The organism is Halosimplex halophilum, assembly GCF_004698125.1.
Classification (GTDB): domain Archaea; phylum Halobacteriota; class Halobacteria; order Halobacteriales; family Haloarculaceae; genus Halosimplex; species Halosimplex halophilum.
On record NZ_ML214297.1, the window covers coordinates 227,972 to 249,302 of the forward strand.

Below are 21,331 nucleotides of genomic sequence, written 5' to 3' on the forward strand. Positions count from 1 at the left end.
CGCCCGTCGGCGGTACCCGTTCCCGTTCCCGCTCCCGCTTCCGGGACCGGAACGCCGATAACACAGAGGCGTCCAACGGACGGGTATGGTTCAGCTATCGCTCGTGTTACCCCGCCAGCCCGACGAGCGCTGGCAGCTCGCGAAGCAGATGGGCGTCGAGCAGGCCGTCGTCCACCCGCTGGAGGTCGGCGACGACAAGACCCACTGGTCGTACGACGACCTGCTGGGGACGAAAAACTGGCTCGAAGACGCCGGCCTGGAGTTCGGCGTGCTGGAGGGCAGCGTCCCCATCAGCGACCGCATCAGGCTCGGACTCGACGGCCGCGACGAGGACATCGCGGAGTTCAAGCAGTTCCTCCGGGACTGCGGCGACGTGGGGATCCCGGTGGTCTGCTACGACTGGATGGCCGGCGTCCGCTGGGCGCGCACCGAGGCCCACCTCGAAGCGCGCGGCGGGTCGTACACGACGGGCTACGACAACGCGAAGATGCGAACCGGGTCCGGTGAGGCCGCGGACGTGACGCGCGAACAGGTGTGGGAGGCCATCGAGTACTTCCTGAACGAAGTGGTCCCGGTCGCCGAGGCGGCCGGCGTCAAGCTCGGCCTGCACCCCGACGACCCGCCGCGCGAATCCGTGGGCGACATCCCCCGGATCGCCAACAGCGTCGAGAACTACGACCGCGTGCTCGACATCTACGACAGCGAGTACAACGGCGTCACGTTCTGCCAGGGCAACTTCGCGGCGATGGGCGTCGACGTACCCGAGACGATCCGCCACTTCGGCGAGAAGATCAACTTCGCGCACTTCCGCGACGTCGAGGGCGACGCCGACCGCTTCGTCGAGACCTGGCACGACGACGGCCCGACCGACATGCAGGCGGCGATGGACGCCTACGTCGATGTGGGTTTCGACGGCCCGATGCGCCCCGACCACGTGCCGACGATGGCCGGCGAGGACAACTCGAACCCGGGCTACCACACCAAGGGTCGGCTGTTCGCCGTCGGGTACATGCGCGGCCTGCTCGAATCGGCCGAACGAACGGACGGTGCGACCGACGGGACGGACGGAACGACCGACGGAGGTGTCTGAGATGGTCGGAGCGTCGCCGGAGCCGTCGGTCGTCGCCGACACGCGGTGCCACACGGGCGAAGGGCCGCTCTGGCACCCCGACGAGGAGGTCGTCTACTTCCTCGACATCCCCCGAGCCGACCTCTACCGCTACGACCCCGCCGTGGGGTCCCACGAGCGCGCCCTCGACGCCGAAGGCTCCATCGGCGGGTTCACCATCCAGGAGTCGGGCGACCTGCTGCTGTTCTGCGACGAGGGCCGGATCCAGCCGTGGAGTCCCGAGACGGGGCTGGGCGACCCGCTCGTGGCGTCCATCGACGGCGAGGAGGAGTCGCGGTTCAACGACGTGATCGCCGACCCGGAGGGCCGGGTCTTCTGCGGGACGATGCCGACGCCGGACGGCGAGCCCGGGACCCTCTACCGGCTCGACACCGACGGCTCGCTGTCGGTCGCCGTCGAGGACGCCGAACTCTCGAACGGGCTCGGGTTCACGCCGGACCGGGAGCGGCTCTACTTCACCGAGACGGAGGCGAGCCGGATCTCCCGGTACCGCTACGACCGGGCGACGGGCGAGCTCTCCGACCGCGAGACGTTCCTCGACGCGAGCGACCTGGCGGGCCACCCCGACGGGATGACCGTCGACGCCCAGGGCTGCGTCTGGTCGGCGTTCTGGGACGGCGGCCGGATCGCCCGCTACGACCCCGACGGGACGGAACTGGCCCGGGTCGAGTTCCCGGCGAAGAAGGTCTCGGCGGTCACCTTCGGCGGCCCCGACTACCACACCGCCTACGTGACGACCGCGCTCGGCCCCGGCGAGGGGCCGGCGGGCACCCGCGAGGAGGAGGGCTCCGGCGCCGGGGCGCTCTTTTCCGTCGACCTCGGCGTCGGCGGCGTCCCCGAGCACCGATCGCGGATCGAGTACTGACCGAGCGGCGACTCGGGGAAGAGGGGATTCCCGACCGGAGGTTCTAATGCAGCGTCCCCTCGCGCTGTTCCACGTCGTAGGCGAACAGGGCGTACCCAACGTCGTCCACCGAGTAGCTCGTCTCCGCGGCGATCTCGCGGATCGGCTCGATCATCGTCACGTAGTCGGCGGCGTCGAACGACTCCCTGCGGCCGTCGAGGTAGCCGAGGCGGTCGAGCGACGCCCAGACGCGGGTGTCGACGACGGCGTGGCGCCCGGGGTCCAGCGCCGTCAGGACGCAGGAGGCGGTCGGCGCCTTGAACCCCGAGAGGCCGGTCAGTAGCTGTATCTTCGAGAAGTCGCCGTCGACCGCGAGGACGTTCGCGGTCACCTCCCGGCACCGCTCGGGCGGGTTCGACTCGACGTGGTAGGCGCTCCGGGTCGAGCTCTCGAAGGCGACCTCGTAGAGCTGGTCGCGGGTGAGATGGCCCTGCTCGCGGTAGGCCCGGCCGAACTCGTCGAGCCGGTCCGGGTCGAGGCCCTGGGTCTCCGCGTACGTGTCGAGCGCGTCGGCGATCAGCTCCTCCATACCCCCCGGGACGGACGCTCCGGGCTTCAAAGCCGCAGGTTTCGCGCCGGATTCACGCGCGACCGGCCGCGGCCCCGTTCGAGCGGCTTACCGCGGACAAACGTCGGCTTACCGGCGCACACCGTCGCGAGTGTTTTCCGCCGGCGGGGCGTCGGTCCGGCCATGGGCTCGTTCCTGGTCTGCTACGGGTCGAGCGAGGGACAGACCGCGAAGATCGCCGACCGGGTCGCCGCGCGGCTGCGCGACCGCGGCCACGAGGCGACGGCCGTCGACGCGGGCGCGCTGGAGACCGACTACTCGCTGGACGACTTCGACGCGGTCGTGGTCGGGTCGTCCATCCACGTCGGGAAACACCAGGCCTCCGTCCGGTCGTTCGTCGACGCGAACGCCGCGGAGCTGACGGCGCTCCCGACCGCGTTCTTCCAGGTGTCGCTGTCGTCGGCCTCGGACGACCCGGAGCGACGCGCCGAGGCGGCCCGCTACGTCGAGGAGTTCCTCGAAGACACGGGCTACGAGCCCGACCGGATCGCGCGGTTCGGCGGCGCGCTCCGCTACTCGAAGTACGGCTTCCTCAAGCGCCTGCTGATGAAACGGATCGCCAGCGACGCGACGGGCGACACCGACACCTCCCGCGACTACGAGTACACCGACTGGGCGGAGGTCGAGGGGTTCACCGACGACTTCGCCGCGTTCGTCGAGGGACGGCTCGCGACGGCGCCGGACGTGTCGGGCTGAGGACCCCTTCGCCGGTCAGGGCGACTCGACGAGCCGTCCCCGCGCCGAGGCGTCGGCGGCCGCCAGCCGCTCCTGGCCGAACCGCTCGGCCGACAGCTGCCGCGCCCACAGCGCCCGCCGCAGCGACCGCACCGACTCGGCGTCGCCCCGGAGCGCGACGCCGTCCGCCGACTCGACCACGTCGACCGCCTCCACGGTTCTGGCCGCACGCCTGAGTTCCGCGGCCGCGTCCGATCCGATCCCGTCGACGCCGTGTTCGGTTTCCATACCGCTCCTCGGGACGCTCTCGGGGTATCGATGCTACCAAACTCGTTAGGTTCGCCCGGGAACGGCGACAGGGCAGCAGAGCGGTGGAGCGGCGAGTCAGTCGAACGACGGGGCGACCTCGCGCTCGAAGACCTCGCAGAAGGCGGCCTGGTCGGGGCTGGAGCTCTGGAAGACCACCTCGTCGAAGCCGGCGTCGACGTAGGCCGCGGCGGCGTCGACGATGTCCTGGGGGTCGGTCGTGATCACGAACGTCTCCCGGAGTTCGGCCTCGCTCACGTCCTCGGCGTGTTGCTGGAGTTCGCGCGGGTCGGCCAGGTCCGCCTCGAACACCTCGGGTTTCAGCGTGAGCCGCCAGGGGAGGCAGGGTTCGAGGGCGGCGGCGTCCGTCTCGGCGTAGGAGACGTGCAGGTGGACGGTCCTGTGAACGTCGTCGGGGTCGTCGTTGCGGTCGGACCTGGCGACGCCGCGCTCGACGGCCGGGAACAGTTCCTCGCGAGCCGATTCCGGCGTCTCGTAGACGGTGACGAAGCCGTCGCCCAGGTCGCCGGCCATCCGCGCGGCGGTCGCGCCGTTGCCCGCGACGTGGATCGGCGGCGCCTCGTCGGGGCCGGTGTAGCAGTTCGCGCCGTCGAGCGTCCAGAACTCGCCGTCGAAGTCGACGAACTCCTCGGCGAACAGCCGCCGAATCACTCGGATGGCCTCGGCCGTGCGGCGGGCGCGCTCGCCGTAGTCGGGCCAGTCGTAGCCCAGCGGCGACTCGTTGAGCGCCTCGCCCGTCCCCAGCCCGAGGAACACGCGGTCGGGGTACAGCTCGGTCAGGGTCGCGAGCCGGTGGGCGACGTTCCCGGGGTGGTAGCGGTTCAGGACGGCGGTCACGCCCGTTCCCATCCGGATGTCGTCGGTGCGTTCGAGCGCCGCGGGGAGCCACTCCCAGGGGTTGCCGCCGTGGGCGGGCGAGCCGTCGCCCAGCCGGTCGAACCAGGGGTGGAAGTGGTCGTTGACCCAGGCGCTGTCGAAGCCCGCGCGCTCGGCGCGTTCGACCTGTTCGAGGCAGTCCGCGGGGGAGAACTCTTCCAGCGACGCGAAGTAGCCGAACTCGACCATACCGACACGGCCGCTCGCGGCGGGCTTAATCGCTGGGACTGGTCGTCGGCCGGACCGGGGTCGGTCGCCCCCGAAACGTTGTTCTTAAGAGTGCAACGCGAGTCGTTGACGGTATGAGCAACGAGTCCGAGGCCGACGAGGCCGAGCAGGACGCAGCCGACGAGACAGCCGCGGACGCCGAGAGCGAGCAACAGACCGAGTCCGAGGCCGAGGAGGAAGCCGAGGGACTCCAGCGCGGCGACTTCATCGAACTGGACTACACCGCCCGCACCGTCGAGGGCGGCGACCTGGTCGACACGACCGACCCCGAGGTCGCGGAGGAGGAGGGCGTCGGCGAGGACCAGGAGTTCGGTCCCCGCACCATCGTCCTCGGCGAGGGGCACGTCTTCGACGCCGTCGAGGAGGACATCCTCGGGAGCGAGGTCGGCGACACCGGATCCGTGACCGTCCCCGCCGAGGAGGCGTTCGGCGAGTTCGACGAGGACGAGGTCCGCACCATCAGCGCCGACCGCATCCCCGAGGACGACCGCTACCCCGGCGCCCACGTCGACATCGACGGCGAGCACGGCCACATCAACACGATCATCGGCGGCCGCGCCCGCGTCGACTTCAACCACCCGCTCGCCGGCGAGGACATCGAGTACGACTGGGAGGTCCTCTCCGAAGTCGAGGACCGCGAGGAGCGCGCGGGCGCGCTGCTCGACGTGTTCCTCGACATGGATCTGGAGGTCTGGTTCGAGACGGACACCGTCGAGGAGGAACAGCTCGTCGAGTCCGACGACGACGACGAGGACGAGGCGGAGAGCGAGCCCGAGTACGAGGTCGTCGAGACCGAGAAGGAGACGCTGTACATCGAGGCGACGCCGCAGCTGACGATGAACCAGCAGTGGATGATGGGCAAACAGCAGATCGCCCAGCAGCTCACGGACCTGCTCGACATCGACCGCATCATCGTCCAGGAGGAGCTGGGCGGCGGCATGGGCATGATGGGCGGCATGGGCGGCATGATGGGCGGTATGGGCGGCGGCGGTGGCGACCTCGAAGAGGCCCTGGAGGACGAGGACATCGACGCCGAGGAGATCGTCGACGAGCTCGAAGGCGCCGAGGAGTAACCCGCTCGCTTTTCCGCCCCGTCCCTGCCGTCGCTCCGCCGTTCGGCCACGGGTCGACGCTCGGCCGACCGATCAGCCGTCGGCTTCGGCGTCCGGCTGTCGCCCGTCGAGCACCGCGTTGCAGCTGTTGACGAACTGGCCGAGCCCCTGGGCCACATCGCGGTCGAGCGAGACGATGATGCCGGCCTCGGCCCCCTCCCGGAAGTGGAGGACGGCGGCGTGGTCGTGCAGCTCCACGGTGGCCTGCGTCCCGCCGAGCCGGTCGTACTGGTCGGCCGGGACGATCGATTCGTCCGCCCGCGCCCGGTCGGTGATCGCGCCGAGCGCCTGTTTCAGGTCCCCGGTCGCCACGTCGTCACGGAGGTACAGTGCCTCCCATCCCTCCGCGTCGTAGCGGACGGCGCCCCGAAACGCGTCGCCCGCCCTGCTGTGGACCAGCTTGAGGAGCGGCTGGTACCGTTCGTTGGGCATGCCCGGTCGAACGTGACTGAGCCGTTTCAATCTGTGGGGCCACTCCCGCCGGGCGCGACCGCTCGCTCGTCGAACCGGCGACTACGCGAACAGCCCCTGGATCACGTCGCCGAACCGTATCAGCACGATCCCCCCGACGAGCATCGCGAGCAGCCACAGGAGCGTGATGAGCACGCTCCGCCGCATGAACGGGTCTTCGGTCCAAGTTGTCATACCACACACTCGGTCGCCCGGGCTCAAAAGTCTCCCGTCGGTCCGGCGCGGCGGCGGCTCGCGCCCGTCGGGCCGGTCATCCACCGGCGGAACCGCCCCGCTGGGGGCACTTTCCGTCGCAAAGTAAGCTTTGCACTACAAAGTTAATTTGCGACGCAAACTTTATTGGTTCGGAAACTCGTTTTCGGATCGAGGCATGATCGAGACGGTCCCCGCCCCGACCGAGCAAGACAGCCCGACCGCCGCCCGCCCAGCGGAGGTGCGGGTCGGATGAGCGCGGTCGAGATGGACGGACTCACGAAGCGGTTCGGCGACGTGACCGCGGTCGAGAGCCTCTCGCTGTCGGTCGACCGCGGCGAGGTGTTCGGCTTCCTCGGGCCGAACGGCGCCGGGAAGTCGACGACGATCAACGTCCTCCTGGGGTTTCTCGACCCGACCGCGGGGTCGGTCCGGGTCCTCGGGACGGACGTGACCGAGGACGTTCAGCGAGTCAAGCGACGGGTGGGACTGCTCCCGGAGGCGTTCGAGCCGGTCCCGAACCTCACCGGGCGCGAGCACGTCGCGGCGGCGGTCGAGACCAAGGGAGCCGACGACGACCCGGACGCCCTCCTCGACCGGGTCGGGCTCGCCCCCGAGGACGCCCGCCGGCCCGCCGACGACTACTCGACGGGGATGTTCCAGCGGATGGCGCTGGCGGTCGCGCTGGTCGGCGAACCGGACCTGCTCGTCCTCGACGAGCCCTCCGCGGGGCTGGATCCCAACGGCGTCCGACTGGTCCGCGAGGTCGTCCGCGAGGAGGCCGACCGCGGCGCGGCCGTGTTCTTCTCCTCGCACATCCTCGACGAGGTCGAACGCGTCTCCGACCGCGTGGGGATCCTCCAGGACGGCGAGCTGACGGCGGTCAACTCCGTCGAGAACCTCCGGGCCGAGCTGGGGATGGGGAGCGTCGTCTCGGCGACCGTCGACGAAGTGCCGGACCTCGACCCGGTCGCCGCGGTCGACGGCGTCGCCGACGTCTCCGCCGACGGCTCGACGGTCCGGGTGTCCTGCGCGGCGCCCCGGGCGAAGATGGCGGCGCTCCGCCGGCTCGACGACCGCGCGACGGTCGCGGACGTGGCCATCGAGGAGTCGTCGCTGGAGGACCTGTTCGAGGCCTACACGACCGACCGGCCGGCGGCCGACGGAGACGCCGACAGCGCCCGGGGCGCGGACGGCGACGCCGGAACGACCCGGGACGCCGACGACGCGAGCGCAGCGGACGGTGATACCCCGGCGGCGACCGCGGGAGGTGACGGGACGTGAGCACGCGGACCGTCGCCGGCGTGGACTTCCGGAGCGTCAGGCGCTCGTACGTCGTGGTCGGCGTGGCCGCGACGTTCGCGGCGCTGGTCGGGCTGGCGTTCCTCGGGTCGAGCGAGGTCCACCCCCACCCGGTCCGGACGACCTGGGGGCTGGCGGCGCTGGTCGCCTGGGTCCTCCCGCTGTTGCTCGCCCCGCTGGCGTACCTGGCGGTCGCCGGCGACCGCGCCCGCGGGACGGTCACCTACCACCTCGGCCTGCCGAACTCGCGGGCGGCGTACTTCCGCGGGAAGTACGTCACGCGGGCGGCCGTCGCCGTCGCGACGACGCTGCTGGGCGTCGCGGTCGCCGTCGCCGTCGCGCTCGCGACCTACGAGCACGCCCCCGACCCCGGCCGCTTCCTCGCGCTCGGCGCCCTCTCGGCGGCGTTCGCCCTCGCGATGGTGGGGATCTTCCTCGCCGTCTCCGCCTCGGTCGCCTCCCGGTCGCGCGCGATGGTCGGCGTCGTCGGCGCGTACTTCCTCCTGTCGGCGTTCTGGATCGGTCCCCTCCCGGCCCTGAACCTCGACACGGCGCTGGACGCCGTCGCCGCTCTCACGGGCGTCGCGATCCCCGAGTCGACGCGGGCGGTGATCGGCGCGCTCTCCCCCGCTGGCGCGTACTTCAACCTCCTCCCGGAACTCGTCTGGGCGGACGCCCCCGGCCAGTACGACGTGTTCGCCCAGTTCGCCGACGTGCCCGACTACCTCGGCTACGAACCGTGGTTCAACGCCGCCGTCCTGGCCGCCTGGACGGTCGGCGCGCCGCTCGTCGGCTACCTCCGGTTCCGCTCGGCGGAGCTGGGGTAGCCTCCCTGGCGGTCCCCGCCGACGCTTCCGGAACCGACTTACCGGCCCTCCGACAACACCGCGGCAACGACCCCCACAGCACACGGATGACGACGGACCCACACCCCACCGCGCCGAACCGACGCAGGACCGCCCCCGACTCGGACCGCCGGCGCGACCGCCGGAGGTGGTCGCCGTGAGCGACGCCCACGAGGGGGACGGCCCGGTCGACGACTCAGAGGCGGGCCCTGTCGACGACCCGGATGTTGACCCGGACGAGCTCCGGCGCCAGCTCTCGGAGATCAAGGGCGCGATGGGCCTGGCGGAACGGTACCCCGGGCGGGCGCGCCTGTGGCTGCTCGCCGGGTTCGTCGTCGGCGGCGCCGCGCTGCTGGCGCAGGCGACGTTTTTCCTCTACGAGCGCCTGGGCGGCGCCGAGTACACGGCGGTCTGGTTCGGGTTCGTCGCGGTCGCCGGCGCCGCGACCTGGTGGATGGCCTCGCGGCTCCCGAGCGCGACCGCCCCCGGGACGGCGCCGAGCTGGCGGGCGGTCTTCGGGTCGCTCGCGGCCTTTCTCGTCGCCGCGGCGGGCGTCGCCGGCGAGGCCGCCCGGCAGGTCGGCGGGCTCGACCGCGCGCTGCTGTACTTCGGGCTCGTAATCGCGACGGTCGGGCTCGGCCTGTTGCTGACCGGCGCCGTGCTGTCGGCCTACCGGGTCCGCCGGCGCGACCGGCTGGTGTTCTACGCCGGCGGCGCGTGGATCCTCGTCTATGCCTCGTGGCTACCCTACGTGCAGGTCCTCCGCTGGGTCGGCGTCGGCCTCTTCGGCATCCTCTTCATCGTGTACGCGATAGGCGCCTACGTGTACCTGACGCGGGCCTGACCATGGACTTCGACAAACTCGTCCACCAGCCGACGCGGCTCCAGATCTTCGCCTACCTCTACCAGCACGGCGAGACGAGTTTCCCCGACCTCAAGGAGGCCCTGGACGTGACCGAGGGCAACCTCGCCAGCCACATCGGGAAGATGGAGGACGCCGACTGCGTCGCCGTCGAGAAGCAGTTCGTCGACCGCAAACCGCAGACCACCTACGAACTCACCGACCGCGGCCGCGAGAAGTTCGAGGAGCACATCGGGACGCTCGAGGCGCTGATCGAGGATCTGGAGTGAGGCCGCGAGCGACCGGCGGGAGCGAGCGCGTTTTCACCCGTGTTTTTGGCCCGGGGGTTCCCCGCAGGGAGCACTTCGATGCGAACGGCCCGGCGACGAGGAGGACGACGACACCGAACGCGCGTCCGTCGAAAGAGATGGTTTGATACGCTTCTGTTCCCTAGTCCCGTCGAATGAGTCAGGGGACGGCCGACTGGCGGGCGCGGGTCGACGCCGTCGACGCGGCCATCGTCGACGGGTGGCAGAGCGGGTTCCCCGTCCGGGAGCGGCCCTTCGAGGCCGTCGCGGCGGACCTGGGCGTCGCGGAGAGCGAGGCGCTCGAACGGGTCCGGCGGCTCTACGACGAGGGGATCTTCCGGCGGTTCGGCCCCGTGTTGAACCCGCCGGTGATCGGCAGTTCGACGCTGGCGGCGGTGCGGGCGCCGGTCGACCGCTTCGACGAGGTCGCCGCCGTGATCAACGGCTACGAGCAGGTCAACCACAACTACGCACGGGACCACGAGTGGAACATGTGGTTCGTCGTGACCGCCGCCTCGAAGGAGCGTCGCGACGCCATCCTCGCGGAGATCGAGGAGCGGACCGGCTGCGAGGTCCTCGTCCTCCCGATGCTGACGGACTTCTACATCGACCTGGAGTTCCCGGTGGTCAACGGCGACCGCTTCGCCCGGGAGAGCCTGGCGGAGACGGACGTGTCGGCGACGACGATCAGCGAGCGGGCGGCCGCGGACCTGTCGGCGCTGGACCGGCGCGTCCTGCTGGAGGTCCAGGGCGGGTTCCCGCTCTCGGCGACCCCCTATCGGGACGTGGCCGCGGCGGTCGACGCGCCGGTCGCGGACGTGCTCGCGAGCGTCGAGAAACTGCTCGCCGACGGCTGTATCAAGCGGATCGGCTGCGTCGTCAACCACCTCGTGACGGGGTTCGACGCCAACTGCATGGTCGTCTGGGACGTGCCCGACGACGAACTCGACGAGCGGGGCGTCGAGGTGGGCAAACTCCCGTACGTGACGCTGTGTTACCACCGACCGCGTCGGCCCGAGCGGGAGTGGCCCTACAACCTGTTCACGATGATCCACGGGCGCGAGCAGGACGCCGTCGACGCGAAGATCGACGAGCTGGCCGCCGAGTACCTGCCCGTCACCCACGAGCGGCTCTACTCGACGGAGACGCTGAAACAGACGGGCGCCCGCTACGAGGACCTCGTCGACGAGCACGCCGGCGAGTGAGCGGCGAGACCGCCGATATCGGGGGACGGGGTCCGCTACCGAACCGACGGAAGCTTTTTGCGCCCGCTCGGTCCATACACCCACGTTCGTATGACGGGTCCGAAGCGGGGGGTCGTGCTGATCGTCGACGACGAGCCCGAAGTCGCCGACGCGTACGCCGCACACGTCCGGGACGCACACGAGGTGCGGACGGCCTACGGGGGGGAGGAGGCGCTCGCGAAACTCGACGAGGACGTCGACGTGGTGCTGCTGGACCGGCGGATGCCGGACATGGTCGGCGACGAGGTCCTGGAGACGGTCCGCGACCGGGGGCTGGACTGCCGGGTGGCGATGGTCACGGCCGTCGACGCCGACTTCGACATCGTCGACATGGAGTTCGACGACTACGTCGTCAAGCCGGTCAGCGGCGAGGAGCTGCTCGACACCGTCGACCGGCTCCTGCGCTGTGCCGACTACGAGCGGGCGCTGCGGGAGTACTACCGGGTCACCCGCACCCAGGTCGCGCTCCAGTCGGCGAAAGGCGCCGCCGAGCTGGCCGACAGCGACGAGTTCGGCCGGCTGGAGGAGCGCCGGGCGGAGCTGCGCGACTCGCTGTCGGCGGCCGCCGAGCGCCTCGCCGACGAGGACTTCGAGTCGCTGTTCCGCGACCTCCGGGAGTGACCGGGCGGGCGGCGGGCGGAGTCGCAGCGGCCGACGACGACCGGAGCCGGGGCGGCCGTCCCGCGACGGGGCGCGCCCTCCCAGGGCGACGCGTCGTCACCGAGCGAGGCGGGTATCGAGCCTTTCGTAAACACTATTCGGGGAAGGTCCTAAGCCGGGCGCAATGACTCCGCAACTGCCGGACGTCCAGGCGTCGAGCCCGGACGTGACCGTCGGCCTCAACCGCGTCGGCGTCACCGGCGTCGAGAAGTTAGTCGAGATCAGCCGCGAGGAGAAACGCCCGTACGTCCTGATGGCCGAGTTCGAGGTGTTCGTCGACCTGCCCTCCTGGCGGAAGGGCGCCGACATGAGCCGCAACATGGAGGTCGTCGACGAGACCCTGGAGGAGGCGGTCAGCCACAGCGACCTCCGCATCGAGGACATCTGCGGCGCCGCCGCCGAGCGCCTGCTCGACAAGCACGACTACACCGAGCGGGCGGAGGTCCGCATGGAGGCGGAGTTCGTCACGCGCGAGCGGACGCCCGAGAGCGACCTGCCCACCCAGTCGACCGCCGACGTGATCGCCTCGGCGACCGCCACCGAGGACGGCGACATCCGCGAGGAGATCGGCGCCGAGGTCACCGGCATGACCGTCTGCCCCTGCTCGCAGGGGATGTCCGCCGCCCGCGCCCGCGAGAAACTCCGCGAGCAGGGCGTCGACGACCGCACCATCGAGGAGTTCCTCGAGGAGGTGCCCCAGCCGGGCCACTCCCAGCGCGGCCACGCCACCCTGACCGTCGAGAGCGAGGGCGGCCCGGACGTGGACCTGGTCGAGCTGATCGAGGTGGCCCGCGACTCGATGAGCGCCCGCATCTACAACCTCGCCAAGCGCCCCGACGAGGACCACATGACCTACCAGTCCCACCTCGACGCGAAGTTCGTCGAGGACTGCGTCCGCGCGATGGCCGAGGGCGTCATCGAGGAGTTCCCCGGCCTCGACGACGACGCCGTCGTCCGCATGGAGCAGTCCAACGACGAGTCCATCCACCAGCACAACGCCCACGCCGAGCGGGTCGCCGAGGTGGCGACCCTGCGCGAGGAAGTCAACGGCGGCGACTGACCGGTTTTCGCGGCGGGCGGCGCTCAGGAGGACGACTCGGCGTCCGTGGGGCCCTCCCGGTAGACGATCAGGTAGAATAGCGGCAGCAGCGCCAGCAGGGCGCCGAAGGTGTTGCGCGGCTGGGCGAACACGTCCGGCGGCGAGAGGACGGTCCCGGCCATCATCGCCGCCAGCAGCGCCAGCAGGACGGTCAGCGCCAGCCGCTCGCGGTCGGACTGCGGGGCGGTCCGTTCCGGTCGGTAGTGGACGTACGCGACCAGCGCGGGCGGGAACGCGGCGACCGCGAGCGTCGAGCCGACCGGGTGGTCGGCCGCGCGGGCGACGGCGTCCAGGTAGACCCAGGTGACAAGCGCGACCCACGTCAGCGCGGGGAACGCCGCCGCCGCGACCGCGGCCCCGGTCGACTGGAGCGGCGCCGCGGCGAGCGTGTCGAGCATACCGCGGGGTAGGCCGGGGGACGCCCTAAGGGTTGCCGGTCCGGCCGGCCCGTGCGGTTCCCCGGGGTCGGGACCCGCCGAAGATTGAAGCCGCGAGCGGGTCGTACGTGGGGCATGGGCAAGCGCATCCTGGTCCCGGTCGACGGGTCCGAGCAGGCACACAGGGCGTTCGAGTTCGTCGCCGAGGAGTTCGGCGACGCTGAGGTGGTGCTGTTGCACGTCGTCAACCCCGCGGAGGCCGGCTACAGCGCCCAGGCCTCCATCCCGAGCTTCTCCGAGGAGTGGTACAAGAGCGAGCGGGCCGCCGCCGAGGAGCTGTTCGACGAGATCGCCGCCCTCGCCGACGGGACCGACCTCTCGATCGAGCGGGAGATCGAGGTCGGCAAGCCGATCCGCGTCATCGTCGAGTTCGCCGAGGAGGAGGCGGTCGACCAGATCGTCATGGGGAGCCACGGCCGCTCGGGCGTCACCCGGATCCTCCTGGGCAGCGTCGCCGAGGCGGTCGTCCGGCGCTCGCCCGTCCCCGTTACCGTCGTGCGCTGAGGCGTCCGGACGCGCCGGGGCGCGCAGCGGTCAGTCGGAGCCCGTGTCGGTCTCGCCGGCGTGGCGGACGATGTGTACGTCGTAGCGGGGGTCCTCGGAGACCGGCGCGCCGACGCTGGAGACGGGCGTCGAGACGCGGCCGGCGTTCTCGCTGCCGATGAACACGATCTCGGCGCCGACCTCCTCGGCGACCGCGCGGATCGTCCGGACCACGTCGGTCGTGACCGAGGCGACCGAGCTCACGTCCTCGGGGCGCTCGCACCGGAACGTCGCGTCCGGCGCGACGGCGCGGATCTTCGCCTCGAGCGCCGACTCGATGTCGTCGGGGTCGTAGCGCTCGTCCTCGTCGATCCACCCGCGCTCGACGGCGAACTCCCGTTCGTCGAGCGGGATGACGACGAGCGCGACGACCTCGGTGTCCGTGAGGTCGCCGAACTCCGTCGCCCGCTCCAGGGCGGCCTCGGACAGCGCCGACCCGTCGAAGGGCACCAGGTAGGTCATGTCACGTGGTGGGGCCGCCCGCGTCTTATAGCCGGTGGGGCGACCGTCCCGGCCGCCGGGGCCGGGACCGAGCGCGGACCGGCGGCCCGGGGACGAACGCCGGCACGGCGGCCCGCGGAAGACTCGCCCGAAGCGACAGACGAAAGGTCCGTCGCCGCCGATCGGCCCGTATGGCAGAGGACGGTCCCGTCGACCCGGCCACGATCGGCGAGCGCGACGCGCCCCCCGTCGAGGAGAAGCCGTACAAGATCATCTTCGAGGCGAACAAGTGCTTCGGCGCCGGGAAGTGCGCGGAGGTCTCGGACAACTGGACGCTGGACATCTCGACGGGGATCGCCAGGCCGGAGGCGTACTTCATCGGCGAGGACGAACTGGACGAGAACGTCCGCGCGGCGGAGGTCTGCCCCGCGAAGAAAGACCGGGGCGTCATCCACGTCGTCGACCGCCGCACCGACGAGGAGATCGCGCCCGACCCGAACGGCGACGGCACGCTCTCGGTCGACTGGTGAGGGGGTGGCCGGGGCGCCGACCTGGCCGTCCCGGTGGCTACCCGGATCGCGCGACGAACGAACGAGTGCGGTGTGCGGACTGCCGTAGCCGGTTCGCATCGCGCCTCCTGACTACCGACAGCGGCGAAAACGGGCCGTGAGACCGGTCGAGACCGGCGTTACATGTAGCCGAGGTCGCGCAGGCGCTCCATCAGGTCCTCCTTGTCCTGGGCGCGGCCCGCGCGCTCGGTCGTCGATTCCAGATCCTGCTGCCAGGCCGGTTCCTCGGCGGCCTTGTCCGTGCTGACCTCGGAGCCGAGCGACCGGAAGCCGGCGAAGTACTTCGGCGAGACGGGGATGTCCTCCTGGGAGACGCCCTCGGGGAGGTCGTCGTCGGTCTCGGGGACGTAGCCCTCGTCGGGGAACTCGTCGACGGTGTCCGGGACCACGAAGTTCCAGAACGCCTCCCAGACGGCGGCCTCGTCGAACTGGAGGATGGTCTGGACCCGGTCGTGGGGCGGGTAGATGTCGGGGTCGTGGCGCGGCGAGAAGAACGTCTCGTCGGCGCGGGACTCCTGCTCGTCCCAGCGGATGCCCGAGATGATGCCGTCCACGTCGTGGGCCTCGATAGCGTCGTTGAGCGCGACGGTCTTGAGGAGGTGGTTGCCGACGTAGGTGTCCAGCAGGAACGGGAAGGTGTCCTCCTCGTACTCGAGGATCTCGCGGACGTGGTGCTGGTTGTGCTCGGAGAGCTCGTCGATCGGGATGTCGTCGCCGGGTTCGAGGCCGTGCTCGTCGACGTACTCACCCACGTCCTCGTTGCGGGCCCAGATCACGTCCAGATCCCACTCGTCGGCCCAGTGCTCGACGAAGTCGATCAGCTCGTCGAAGTGCTGGTAGTGGTCGATGAACACGACCGGCGGGACTTCGAGGTCGAACTGGTCGGCGACCTCCTTGACGAAGTACAGCGTGAGCGTCGAGTCCTTGCCGCCCGTCCACATCACGACCGGGTTCTCGTACTCCTCGAGGCCCTTCCGGGTGACCTCGATGGCCTTCTCGATCTTGTCGTTGACGTGCGGGTAGTCGGCCGGGTCCTCGCCTTCGCCTGCGCTGTAGTCGACGTCCAGGTAGTCGGGGAACTCGTCTGTCATCGGTAATGAGATGTAATTAGCGCGCCGGTTAAGTTCTTTTTGGAGGACCAGTCGTTCGGCGTATGTGATCGTGTGTCAGGATCGCGGGGCGAGTGCGGCGGGCGGTCGTGTCGGTCGGAGGACAGAAGGGGGCGGGGGCCGAACGGCGAGGTAATGAGCGGAGACAGCGACCGCCGGGAGACGGAGGGGAGCGCGGACCGAGGCGGGGATCCGGACCCGGCTCCGGACCGGACCCGAGACCCGGACAGATCGAACGGGGGGACGAGCGGGGGATCGATCCGGGCGCTGCACCGGGAGGCGCGGTTCACGCGGTGGCTGCGGTGGCACCTGGTCGCGGCGCTTTTCGTCTTCTTCGGGAGCGCGTTCGCGGCCTACGCCGTGGTCGGGTCGGTCCCAATCGCCCAGCTGGAGGCGCTGGTCGAGCAGCTCCAGGCGGAGGCGCCGGCCGACAGCCCCCTCCCCGAGCTGGCGTTCGTGCCGCTGCTGGTCAACAACCTCCGGGCGCTCGCTCTGATCGGGCTCGGGGCGATCACCGGCGGGCTGCTTTCGCTGTTCGGGCTGGTCGTCAACGGTGTCATCGTCGGCGCGGTGGTCTCGGTCGTCGTCCGCCAGACCTCCTGGGCGGTGATCCTCGCGCTGTTGCTCCCCCACGGGGTGATCGAACTCTCGGCGTTCTTCGTCGCGGCGGCGGTCGGGCTGCGGGTCCCCCACCGGGTCGTCCGCTACCTGCTCGGCTGGGACGAGACCCCGCTCAGCCGGGTCGAACTGTACGAACTCGCGGTCATCGCGGTCGTCCTCGTCGCCATGATCGTCGTCGCCGCCTGGATCGAGGTGTATCTCACCCGCGACGTGGCCGAGTGGCTCCTCGGCCCCGGCGCCCTCCCGGAGTGACCGTCTCTCCGGCGGCCTTCAAGTTCGTCGAACGTCGAGTGAACCTTCGGTGGAGTTTTACGTGGGACTGGAGAACCCGCGCTCAATGAGTACGACCGCACCAGGTCACGGCGACGACCACCAGCAGCCGAGCGAGACAGTCGTCTCGTCGGTCGCCGCCCACAAGGGCGTCGACGAGGTCGCGTTGCCGCCGCTGTACGAGGCGCTTGACCCGGACGCGCTCGACGCGCTGTTCACGACCGGCGGCGGCCGAGTGCGCTTCGACTACGCCGGCTGTACGGTCGAGTACGAGAGCGACGGCGGCGTCGACGTCCGCGACGCGTAGGTCCGACAGCTCCGCGGCTGGCGACTGCGGCTACGGGGAAAAGCGGGGGGAGCGGGGACGGCGCGGAGATAGCAGGGCGACGGTCAGCCGGAGATGAACTCGTTGTCGCGCCAGTTGACGCCCTCGGAGTCCTCGTCCTCGCGGGGGTCCTCGACGACGTTGATCGAGGCCGGGCGGTCCTCGCCGTCGACGATGCGGACCGCCTCAAGGTCGTCGTCGGGCGAGGTGATGGCGGTGAGCGTGCCCTTCTCGGCCTCGCGGGCGATCTCGCAGAGCACGAGGAACATCTCGTACTGGAGGGTGCTGTTCTGCAGGACCGTCTCGCGGTCGCCCTTGAAGCAGGCGTACTCGACCAGTTCCGAGGGGGGTTCCTCCTCTTCCTCCTCGAGGGCGCCCCACTGCGGGCCGCCCGCGGTGTCGGTCGTGTGGACGGGGGAGCTGTCCTCGTCCTCGTCCTCCTCGATCTCCTCGTAGACGCGGTTCTCCGTGACGCTGGCCTTCAGCTGGGCCGTGGGCGTGTACTTGCTGATGCTCTCGTCGGCGGAGACAGCGCTGATGATGAGCGTGTTGTTCCGGCGTGTGATGTCGACGTCCTCGATGTCCTCGGGGAGATCCGGGTCATCGAAGAAGTCGTACACGTCCTCCAGGGGCAGTTCCAGTGTCGAGTGGAGTCTGTATACGCGGGACATAGTTGGGTGAATCGCCGGCCGTCCGCTGACGACGGTGCTACACCCCCGTAGGACGCCCACCCATATAGGGCCTACCCTTCCGATCCGATGGGTCCTCGCCGTTCGCCCGCCGACGTGTCCGGTCCGTCCCGCCGGAATCCGCCACGGACGGAACCACCGCGTGGGTTTTTCACCGTCGAGACCGGACTGGCGAGCGTGCAAGAGTACGAGCGCAAACAGCTCCTGGAGCGCATCGGTCGCGAGGGAGCCACCGTGGGCGCGACGATCCCCGAGCGCATCGAGATCCAGGGGGAGACGATCGACCTGCGGGAGTTCGTCTTCGAGATCAAGCGCCGCGAGACCATCCCGGCGGGCGAGCGCGAGCGCGTCGAGCGGGCGAAGACGAACCTCCGGCGCGAGCGCAGGGAGCGAAAGGAACGCATCGAGGAGGGCGACATCTCACGCGAGGAGGGCGAGCGGCTGGTCGAGGCGATCGTCGGCATCGACCGCGCGCTCAACGCCCTGGAGAACCTCGGCCCGACGAACCTCGAGGCGGAGATCGAGGCCCAGGAGACCGCCGACAAGAAGCGCTGGATGAACTTCCTCAAGAAGGCGCTGGGCGACGACCGGGACAGCCAGGGCAGCCACCGGTCGGGGTCGCCATGAGCCGCAACGACGAGATCGCCGACCGCCTCGAGGAGTTCGCCGACCGCCTCGAGGCGAAGGGCGTCGAGTACAAGCCCCGCGCCTACCGCCGCGCCGCCGAGAACGTGCGGGCGTTCCCCGGCGACGTGGCCGGCCTCGCCGAGGACGACGGCGAAGACGCGGTGGGCGAGATCGAGGGCGTCGGGGACGCCATCTCGTCGAAGGTCGTCGAGTACGTCGAGACCGGCGCGATCGAGGAGCTGGAGGAACTGCGAGCGGAGATGCCGGTCGACATCGAGGCGCTCACCCGCGTCGAGGGGGTCGGCCCGAAGACGGTCGGGAGCCTCTACGAGGCGCTGGGCGTCGAGACGCTCGACGACCTCGAAGCCGCGGCCGAGGCCGGCGAGATCCGCGAGGTCAGCGGCTTCGGCGAGAAGACCGAACAGAACATCCTGGAGAACGTCGGGTTCGCCCGCGAGGCGACCGAGCGCGAGTCGCTGGGCGAGGCGCGGCCCCGCGGCGAGAGCGTCGTCTCGTACCTCGACGGACAGCCGGGCGTCGAGCGGGTGGATCTGGCGGGGTCGCTACGCCGCTGGAAGGAGACCATCGGCGACGTGGACGTGCTCGTCGGGAGTGCCGAGCCCGAGCGGGTGGTCGAGGCGTTCACCGACTGGCCCGAGGCCGACACCGTCATCGAGGCCGGCGACCAGAAGGCCAGCGTCCGCTCGGGCGAGGTCCGGGTCGACCTGCGGGTGGTCGACCCCTCGGAGTTCGGCAGCGCCCTGCAGTACTTCACCGGCAGCAAGGACCACAACGTCACGCTCCGGAACGTCGCCATCGAGGCGGACCTGAAGATGAACGAGTACGGCGTCTTCGACGTCTCGGAGGTGGACGACCCCGACGCCGACCAGCGGGCCGGCGAGCGCGTCGCGGGGGAGACCGAGGAGGGGATGTACGAGGCCGTCGGCCTGCCGTGGATGCCCCCCGAGCTCCGGGAGAACTGGGGGGAGATCGAGGCCGCACGGGACGGCGAGTTGCCGGAGTTGGTCGCCGTCGAGGACGTGCGCGGGGACCTGCACACCCACACGGGCTGGTCGGACGGCGACCACACGGTCGCGGAGATGGTCGCGGGCGCCGCCGAGTTCGGCCACGACTACGTCGCGATCACCGACCACGCGACCGGGCCCGGGATGGTCGGCGGCGTCGGCGTCCCCGACGACGAACTCCGCGAGCAGCTCGACGAGGTGCGGGCGGTCGCCGACGAGGCCGACATCGGGGTGTTCTCGGGCGTCGAAGCGAACATCGGGGCAGACGGGTCGATCTCGGTGGCCGACGACCTGCTGGCCGACCTGGACGTGGTCGTCGCCTCCCCGCACTCCGGGCTGGACGGCGACGGCACCGACCGGCTGGTCGCCGCGGCCGAACACCCCGAGGTCGACGTTATCGGCCACCCGACCGGCCGGTACATCAACCAGCGGTCGGGGCTGGACCTGGACGTCGAGCGGCTGGCGTCGGCCGCGGCCGAGCACGACACCGCGCTGGAGGTCAACGCGAACCCGGCGCGGCTGGACCTGGGCGGCGGCGCGGTCAAGGCGGCCGTCGAGGCGGGGGCGACGGTCGCCGTCAACACCGACGCCCACCGACCCGGCGGGTACCGGCGCGTCCGCTACGGCGTCCACACGGCCCGGCGGGGCTGGGCCGAACAGACCGACGTACTCAATACGCGAGGCGTCGAAGGCCTGCGCGAGTTCCTCGAATGACCGGCGACGAGCCCGACACCGACGAGCGCGCGAGCGAGCGACGAGCCAGCACCGTGGCCGCCGACCCGGTCGAGGACGGAGGCGGTCGCGGCGACGGCGCCGACCGGGGCGACGGCGACGAACACGACAGCGACGACCTCCCCCAGGAGCCGGCGGGGGAGACGGCGCTGTTGCTCGACACCATGCTCGGGAAGCTGGCGACGTACCTGCGGATGTGCGGGTACGACGCCGCCTACGCGGGCGAGCGCGGCGTCGAGGCCGACGACGACGTGCTGGCGCTGGCCCACACCGAGGGCCGGGTGCTGGTGACCCGCGACCGCGAGCTGGCCGCCCGCGCCGAGCGGTCGCAGTTGCTCTCGACCCGGGAGGTCACCGAGCAGCTGCGCGAACTCCGGCGGTCGGGGTTCGACCTCGAACTGTCCGACGAGCCCGCGCGTTGCTCGGCCTGCAACGGCCCGCTCGAACGCGTCGACCGGACGGAGCCGACGCCCGACTACGCGCCCGAGACCCACGAGGAGACCGTCTGGCGCTGCCGGAACTGCGGCCAGCACTTCTGGAAGGGGAGCCACTGGGCGGACGTGGCCGGCACGCTCGAAGACCTCTGAGCGGGAGCGCCGGCGGCGTCCGGCAAGCAACACGGATTAATAACCCGGTGAACCTACCCCCGGACGAATGACGCTATCGGACGAGGCCCGCGAGCGACTCGCGGACGTGGTGGCGCTCCAGCCGACGAAAAACGCCGAGCTGCAGGCCCAGTGGGACATGGACAGCGGGAGCGACGTCCACCAGTACCTCGAATCCGAACTGAAGGACTACTACTACCGCGACGAGGACAGCCTCATCTGCGCGACGCCGGAGGCCAACCGCCTCGTCGGCGACGACGTCGAGGGGGAGATCGACGAGCAGGTCGTCACCGTCCCCGCGCTGCAGGCGGCGACCATCGATGTCCTCCCCGACCACGACGCCGAGCCCCAGAGCGTCGTCGCGACGCTGCACGACCTCCGGGCGGCCGGCCGCGACCCCGAGGTCGACGAGGTGCGCTCGGCGCTGCGCTCGCTCGCCGAGAAGGGCGTCGTCGAGCGCGTCCAGAAGACCGTCCCGACCTACCGGCTGGCCGTCGAGCGCGACGCGCTGGAGGTCCAGCGCCTGGACGACGGCGACGACTGAGAGACCCCGTTTC

The 21,331-nt window shown here is 70.8% G+C and carries 28 protein-coding genes; 19 read left to right on the top strand and 9 right to left on the bottom strand.

Translation table 11 applies throughout. The features are described from left to right. Nucleotides 1–85 precede the first annotated feature (85 nt). The gene (locus E3328_RS01250) at nt 86–1,090 is read left to right on the top strand and encodes a mannonate dehydratase (protein ID WP_135362818.1); all 1,005 of its coding nucleotides are present in this window, start codon (nt 86–88) and stop codon (nt 1,088–1,090) included. A gap of 1 nt (nt 1,091) precedes the next feature. Continuing rightward, complete coding sequence (locus tag E3328_RS01255; RefSeq protein ID WP_135362819.1) at nt 1,092–1,994, top strand: SMP-30/gluconolactonase/LRE family protein; 903 nt, start codon at nt 1,092–1,094, stop codon at nt 1,992–1,994. A gap of 43 nt (nt 1,995–2,037) precedes the next feature. Here the strand turns inward: E3328_RS01255 and E3328_RS01260 are convergent, their stop codons facing one another. Beyond that, nucleotides 2,038–2,562 (bottom strand): hypothetical protein, encoded by a 525-nt coding sequence (locus E3328_RS01260; protein WP_135362820.1) that lies wholly within the window; start codon nt 2,560–2,562, stop codon nt 2,038–2,040. A 162-nt stretch (nt 2,563–2,724) separates the two neighbouring features. Here E3328_RS01260 and E3328_RS01265 point away from each other — a divergent pair, with 162 nt between their 5' ends. Next, the gene (locus E3328_RS01265) at nt 2,725–3,297 is read left to right on the top strand and encodes a flavodoxin domain-containing protein (RefSeq protein ID WP_135362821.1); all 573 of its coding nucleotides are present in this window, start codon (nt 2,725–2,727) and stop codon (nt 3,295–3,297) included. Nucleotides 3,298–3,312: 15 nt separating this feature from the next. Here E3328_RS01265 and E3328_RS01270 read toward each other — a convergent pair whose 3' ends face one another. Both E3328_RS01270 and E3328_RS01275 read right to left on the bottom strand, forming a co-directional pair. Next, nucleotides 3,313–3,564 carry a hypothetical protein gene (locus tag E3328_RS01270; protein ID WP_135362822.1) on the bottom strand — a complete coding sequence of 84 codons (252 nt, stop codon included), beginning with the start codon at nt 3,562–3,564 and terminating at the stop codon, nt 3,313–3,315. Between the two features lie 96 nt (nt 3,565–3,660). Continuing rightward, nucleotides 3,661–4,668 carry a TIGR03557 family F420-dependent LLM class oxidoreductase gene (locus tag E3328_RS01275; RefSeq protein WP_135362823.1) on the bottom strand — a complete coding sequence of 336 codons (1,008 nt, stop codon included), beginning with the start codon at nt 4,666–4,668 and terminating at the stop codon, nt 3,661–3,663. 113 nt (nt 4,669–4,781) lie between these two features. Here E3328_RS01275 and E3328_RS01280 point away from each other — a divergent pair, with 113 nt between their 5' ends. Further along, nucleotides 4,782–5,780 (top strand): FKBP-type peptidyl-prolyl cis-trans isomerase, encoded by a 999-nt coding sequence (locus E3328_RS01280; RefSeq protein WP_135362824.1) that lies wholly within the window; start codon nt 4,782–4,784, stop codon nt 5,778–5,780. A 72-nt stretch (nt 5,781–5,852) separates the two neighbouring features. On the opposite strand, the gene E3328_RS01285 is transcribed toward E3328_RS01280, so the two are convergent. Together E3328_RS01285 and E3328_RS22670 are read right to left on the bottom strand one after the other, a co-directional pair. Next, nucleotides 5,853–6,251 carry a DUF7522 family protein gene (locus E3328_RS01285; RefSeq protein ID WP_135362825.1) on the bottom strand — a complete coding sequence of 133 codons (399 nt, stop codon included), beginning with the start codon at nt 6,249–6,251 and terminating at the stop codon, nt 5,853–5,855. Between the two features lie 81 nt (nt 6,252–6,332). Beyond that, entirely contained in the window at nt 6,333–6,464 is a 132-nt protein-coding gene (locus E3328_RS22670) for a hypothetical protein (protein ID WP_281275747.1), read from the bottom strand. A gap of 270 nt (nt 6,465–6,734) precedes the next feature. On the opposite strand from E3328_RS22670, the gene E3328_RS01290 reads away from it, so the two are divergent. The 7 genes from E3328_RS01290 to mptA all read left to right on the top strand — a co-directional run bounded on the left by E3328_RS01290 (nt 6,735) and on the right by mptA (nt 12,742). Beyond that, the gene (locus E3328_RS01290) at nt 6,735–7,766 is read left to right on the top strand and encodes an ABC transporter ATP-binding protein (RefSeq protein WP_135362826.1); all 1,032 of its coding nucleotides are present in this window, start codon (nt 6,735–6,737) and stop codon (nt 7,764–7,766) included. Continuing rightward, nucleotides 7,763–8,611 (top strand): ABC transporter permease, encoded by an 849-nt coding sequence (locus tag E3328_RS01295; protein ID WP_135362827.1) that lies wholly within the window; start codon nt 7,763–7,765, stop codon nt 8,609–8,611. Before E3328_RS01290 ends, E3328_RS01295 begins: the two co-directional genes overlap by 4 nt. A 175-nt stretch (nt 8,612–8,786) precedes the next feature. Beyond that, nucleotides 8,787–9,473, top strand: coding sequence for a hypothetical protein (locus E3328_RS01300; protein WP_135362828.1), 687 nt, complete (start codon nt 8,787–8,789; stop codon nt 9,471–9,473). Nucleotides 9,474–9,475: 2 nt separating this feature from the next. Beyond that, nucleotides 9,476–9,760, top strand: a complete 285-nt coding sequence (locus tag E3328_RS01305) for a winged helix-turn-helix domain-containing protein (RefSeq protein WP_135362829.1) — start codon at nt 9,476–9,478, stop codon at nt 9,758–9,760. A gap of 173 nt (nt 9,761–9,933) precedes the next feature. Beyond that, nucleotides 9,934–10,983, top strand: a complete 1,050-nt coding sequence (ahbB, locus tag E3328_RS01310) for a siroheme decarboxylase subunit beta (RefSeq protein ID WP_135362830.1) — start codon at nt 9,934–9,936, stop codon at nt 10,981–10,983. A 90-nt stretch (nt 10,984–11,073) separates the two neighbouring features. After that, the gene (locus E3328_RS01315) at nt 11,074–11,643 is read left to right on the top strand and encodes a response regulator (RefSeq protein ID WP_135362831.1); all 570 of its coding nucleotides are present in this window, start codon (nt 11,074–11,076) and stop codon (nt 11,641–11,643) included. Nucleotides 11,644–11,806: 163 nt separating this feature from the next. Beyond that, nucleotides 11,807–12,742 carry a GTP cyclohydrolase MptA gene (mptA, locus tag E3328_RS01320; RefSeq protein WP_135362832.1) on the top strand — a complete coding sequence of 312 codons (936 nt, stop codon included), beginning with the start codon at nt 11,807–11,809 and terminating at the stop codon, nt 12,740–12,742. Nucleotides 12,743–12,765: 23 nt separating this feature from the next. Here the strand turns inward: mptA and E3328_RS01325 are convergent, their stop codons facing one another. Further along, complete coding sequence (locus E3328_RS01325) at nt 12,766–13,179, bottom strand: hypothetical protein (RefSeq protein ID WP_135362833.1); 414 nt, start codon at nt 13,177–13,179, stop codon at nt 12,766–12,768. 114 nt (nt 13,180–13,293) lie between these two features. Between E3328_RS01325 and E3328_RS01330 the strand changes: the two genes are divergently transcribed. Then, entirely contained in the window at nt 13,294–13,722 is a 429-nt protein-coding gene (locus E3328_RS01330; RefSeq protein ID WP_135362834.1) for a universal stress protein, read from the top strand. 30 nt (nt 13,723–13,752) lie between these two features. On the opposite strand, the gene E3328_RS01335 is transcribed toward E3328_RS01330, so the two are convergent. Further along, the gene (locus E3328_RS01335; protein WP_135362835.1) at nt 13,753–14,223 is read right to left on the bottom strand and encodes a universal stress protein; all 471 of its coding nucleotides are present in this window, start codon (nt 14,221–14,223) and stop codon (nt 13,753–13,755) included. Between the two features lie 170 nt (nt 14,224–14,393). Between E3328_RS01335 and E3328_RS01340 the strand changes: the two genes are divergently transcribed. Then, complete coding sequence (locus E3328_RS01340) at nt 14,394–14,732, top strand: ferredoxin (protein WP_135362836.1); 339 nt, start codon at nt 14,394–14,396, stop codon at nt 14,730–14,732. 158 nt (nt 14,733–14,890) lie between these two features. Here the strand turns inward: E3328_RS01340 and E3328_RS01345 are convergent, their stop codons facing one another. After that, nucleotides 14,891–15,862 carry a phosphoadenosine phosphosulfate reductase family protein gene (locus E3328_RS01345; RefSeq protein WP_135362837.1) on the bottom strand — a complete coding sequence of 324 codons (972 nt, stop codon included), beginning with the start codon at nt 15,860–15,862 and terminating at the stop codon, nt 14,891–14,893. Nucleotides 15,863–16,015: 153 nt separating this feature from the next. Between E3328_RS01345 and E3328_RS01350 the strand changes: the two genes are divergently transcribed. Further along, nucleotides 16,016–16,753: a stage II sporulation protein M gene (locus tag E3328_RS01350; RefSeq protein ID WP_135362838.1), complete on the top strand. Its 738-nt coding sequence runs from the start codon at nt 16,016–16,018 to the stop codon at nt 16,751–16,753. Between the two features lie 85 nt (nt 16,754–16,838). Further along, the gene (locus tag E3328_RS01355; RefSeq protein WP_135362839.1) at nt 16,839–17,078 is read left to right on the top strand and encodes a DdfA family disk-determining factor; all 240 of its coding nucleotides are present in this window, start codon (nt 16,839–16,841) and stop codon (nt 17,076–17,078) included. Nucleotides 17,079–17,161: 83 nt separating this feature from the next. On the opposite strand, the gene E3328_RS01360 is transcribed toward E3328_RS01355, so the two are convergent. Further along, nucleotides 17,162–17,767 carry a DUF7110 family protein gene (locus E3328_RS01360; protein WP_135362840.1) on the bottom strand — a complete coding sequence of 202 codons (606 nt, stop codon included), beginning with the start codon at nt 17,765–17,767 and terminating at the stop codon, nt 17,162–17,164. Nucleotides 17,768–17,962: 195 nt separating this feature from the next. Here E3328_RS01360 and E3328_RS01365 point away from each other — a divergent pair, with 195 nt between their 5' ends. From E3328_RS01365 to E3328_RS01380, 4 genes are all read left to right on the top strand, one after another. Continuing rightward, complete coding sequence (locus tag E3328_RS01365; protein WP_135362841.1) at nt 17,963–18,412, top strand: DUF5788 family protein; 450 nt, start codon at nt 17,963–17,965, stop codon at nt 18,410–18,412. Beyond that, on the top strand, nt 18,409–20,151 hold the full coding sequence (gene polX, locus E3328_RS01370) for a DNA polymerase/3'-5' exonuclease PolX (RefSeq protein WP_135362842.1): 1,743 nt from the start codon (nt 18,409–18,411) through the stop codon (nt 20,149–20,151). Before E3328_RS01365 ends, polX begins: the two co-directional genes overlap by 4 nt. Before the next feature lie 167 nt (nt 20,152–20,318). Continuing rightward, nucleotides 20,319–20,756: a Mut7-C RNAse domain-containing protein gene (locus E3328_RS01375; protein WP_394345906.1), complete on the top strand. Its 438-nt coding sequence runs from the start codon at nt 20,319–20,321 to the stop codon at nt 20,754–20,756. Nucleotides 20,757–20,823: 67 nt separating this feature from the next. Beyond that, the gene (locus E3328_RS01380; protein WP_135362843.1) at nt 20,824–21,318 is read left to right on the top strand and encodes a DUF5797 family protein; all 495 of its coding nucleotides are present in this window, start codon (nt 20,824–20,826) and stop codon (nt 21,316–21,318) included. Nucleotides 21,319–21,331: the final 13 nt, after the last annotated feature.

Excerpts from the sequence above, each read along its gene's own strand:
- E3328_RS01250 (WP_135362818.1), top strand. The coding sequence starts at position 86 with ATGGTTCAGCTATCGCTCGTGTTACCCCGCCAGCCCGACGAGCGCTGG.
- E3328_RS01255 (WP_135362819.1), top strand. The coding sequence starts at position 1,092 with ATGGTCGGAGCGTCGCCGGAGCCGTCGGTCGTCGCCGACACGCGGTGC.
- E3328_RS01260 (WP_135362820.1), bottom strand. The coding sequence starts at position 2,562 with ATGGAGGAGCTGATCGCCGACGCGCTCGACACGTACGCGGAGACCCAG.
- E3328_RS01265 (WP_135362821.1), top strand. The coding sequence starts at position 2,725 with ATGGGCTCGTTCCTGGTCTGCTACGGGTCGAGCGAGGGACAGACCGCG.
- E3328_RS01270 (WP_135362822.1), bottom strand. The coding sequence starts at position 3,564 with ATGGAAACCGAACACGGCGTCGACGGGATCGGATCGGACGCGGCCGCG.
- E3328_RS01275 (WP_135362823.1), bottom strand. The coding sequence starts at position 4,668 with ATGGTCGAGTTCGGCTACTTCGCGTCGCTGGAAGAGTTCTCCCCCGCG.
- E3328_RS01280 (WP_135362824.1), top strand. The coding sequence starts at position 4,782 with ATGAGCAACGAGTCCGAGGCCGACGAGGCCGAGCAGGACGCAGCCGAC.
- E3328_RS01285 (WP_135362825.1), bottom strand. The coding sequence starts at position 6,251 with ATGCCCAACGAACGGTACCAGCCGCTCCTCAAGCTGGTCCACAGCAGG.
- E3328_RS22670 (WP_281275747.1), bottom strand. The coding sequence starts at position 6,464 with ATGACAACTTGGACCGAAGACCCGTTCATGCGGCGGAGCGTGCTCATC.
- E3328_RS01290 (WP_135362826.1), top strand. The coding sequence starts at position 6,735 with ATGAGCGCGGTCGAGATGGACGGACTCACGAAGCGGTTCGGCGACGTG.
- E3328_RS01305 (WP_135362829.1), top strand. The coding sequence starts at position 9,476 with ATGGACTTCGACAAACTCGTCCACCAGCCGACGCGGCTCCAGATCTTC.
- ahbB (WP_135362830.1), top strand. The coding sequence starts at position 9,934 with ATGAGTCAGGGGACGGCCGACTGGCGGGCGCGGGTCGACGCCGTCGAC.
- E3328_RS01315 (WP_135362831.1), top strand. The coding sequence starts at position 11,074 with ATGACGGGTCCGAAGCGGGGGGTCGTGCTGATCGTCGACGACGAGCCC.
- mptA (WP_135362832.1), top strand. The coding sequence starts at position 11,807 with ATGACTCCGCAACTGCCGGACGTCCAGGCGTCGAGCCCGGACGTGACC.
- E3328_RS01325 (WP_135362833.1), bottom strand. The coding sequence starts at position 13,179 with ATGCTCGACACGCTCGCCGCGGCGCCGCTCCAGTCGACCGGGGCCGCG.
- E3328_RS01330 (WP_135362834.1), top strand. The coding sequence starts at position 13,294 with ATGGGCAAGCGCATCCTGGTCCCGGTCGACGGGTCCGAGCAGGCACAC.
- E3328_RS01335 (WP_135362835.1), bottom strand. The coding sequence starts at position 14,223 with ATGACCTACCTGGTGCCCTTCGACGGGTCGGCGCTGTCCGAGGCCGCC.
- E3328_RS01340 (WP_135362836.1), top strand. The coding sequence starts at position 14,394 with ATGGCAGAGGACGGTCCCGTCGACCCGGCCACGATCGGCGAGCGCGAC.
- E3328_RS01345 (WP_135362837.1), bottom strand. The coding sequence starts at position 15,862 with ATGACAGACGAGTTCCCCGACTACCTGGACGTCGACTACAGCGCAGGC.
- E3328_RS01350 (WP_135362838.1), top strand. The coding sequence starts at position 16,016 with ATGAGCGGAGACAGCGACCGCCGGGAGACGGAGGGGAGCGCGGACCGA.
- E3328_RS01355 (WP_135362839.1), top strand. The coding sequence starts at position 16,839 with ATGAGTACGACCGCACCAGGTCACGGCGACGACCACCAGCAGCCGAGC.
- E3328_RS01360 (WP_135362840.1), bottom strand. The coding sequence starts at position 17,767 with ATGTCCCGCGTATACAGACTCCACTCGACACTGGAACTGCCCCTGGAG.
- polX (WP_135362842.1), top strand. The coding sequence starts at position 18,409 with ATGAGCCGCAACGACGAGATCGCCGACCGCCTCGAGGAGTTCGCCGAC.
- E3328_RS01380 (WP_135362843.1), top strand. The coding sequence starts at position 20,824 with ATGACGCTATCGGACGAGGCCCGCGAGCGACTCGCGGACGTGGTGGCG.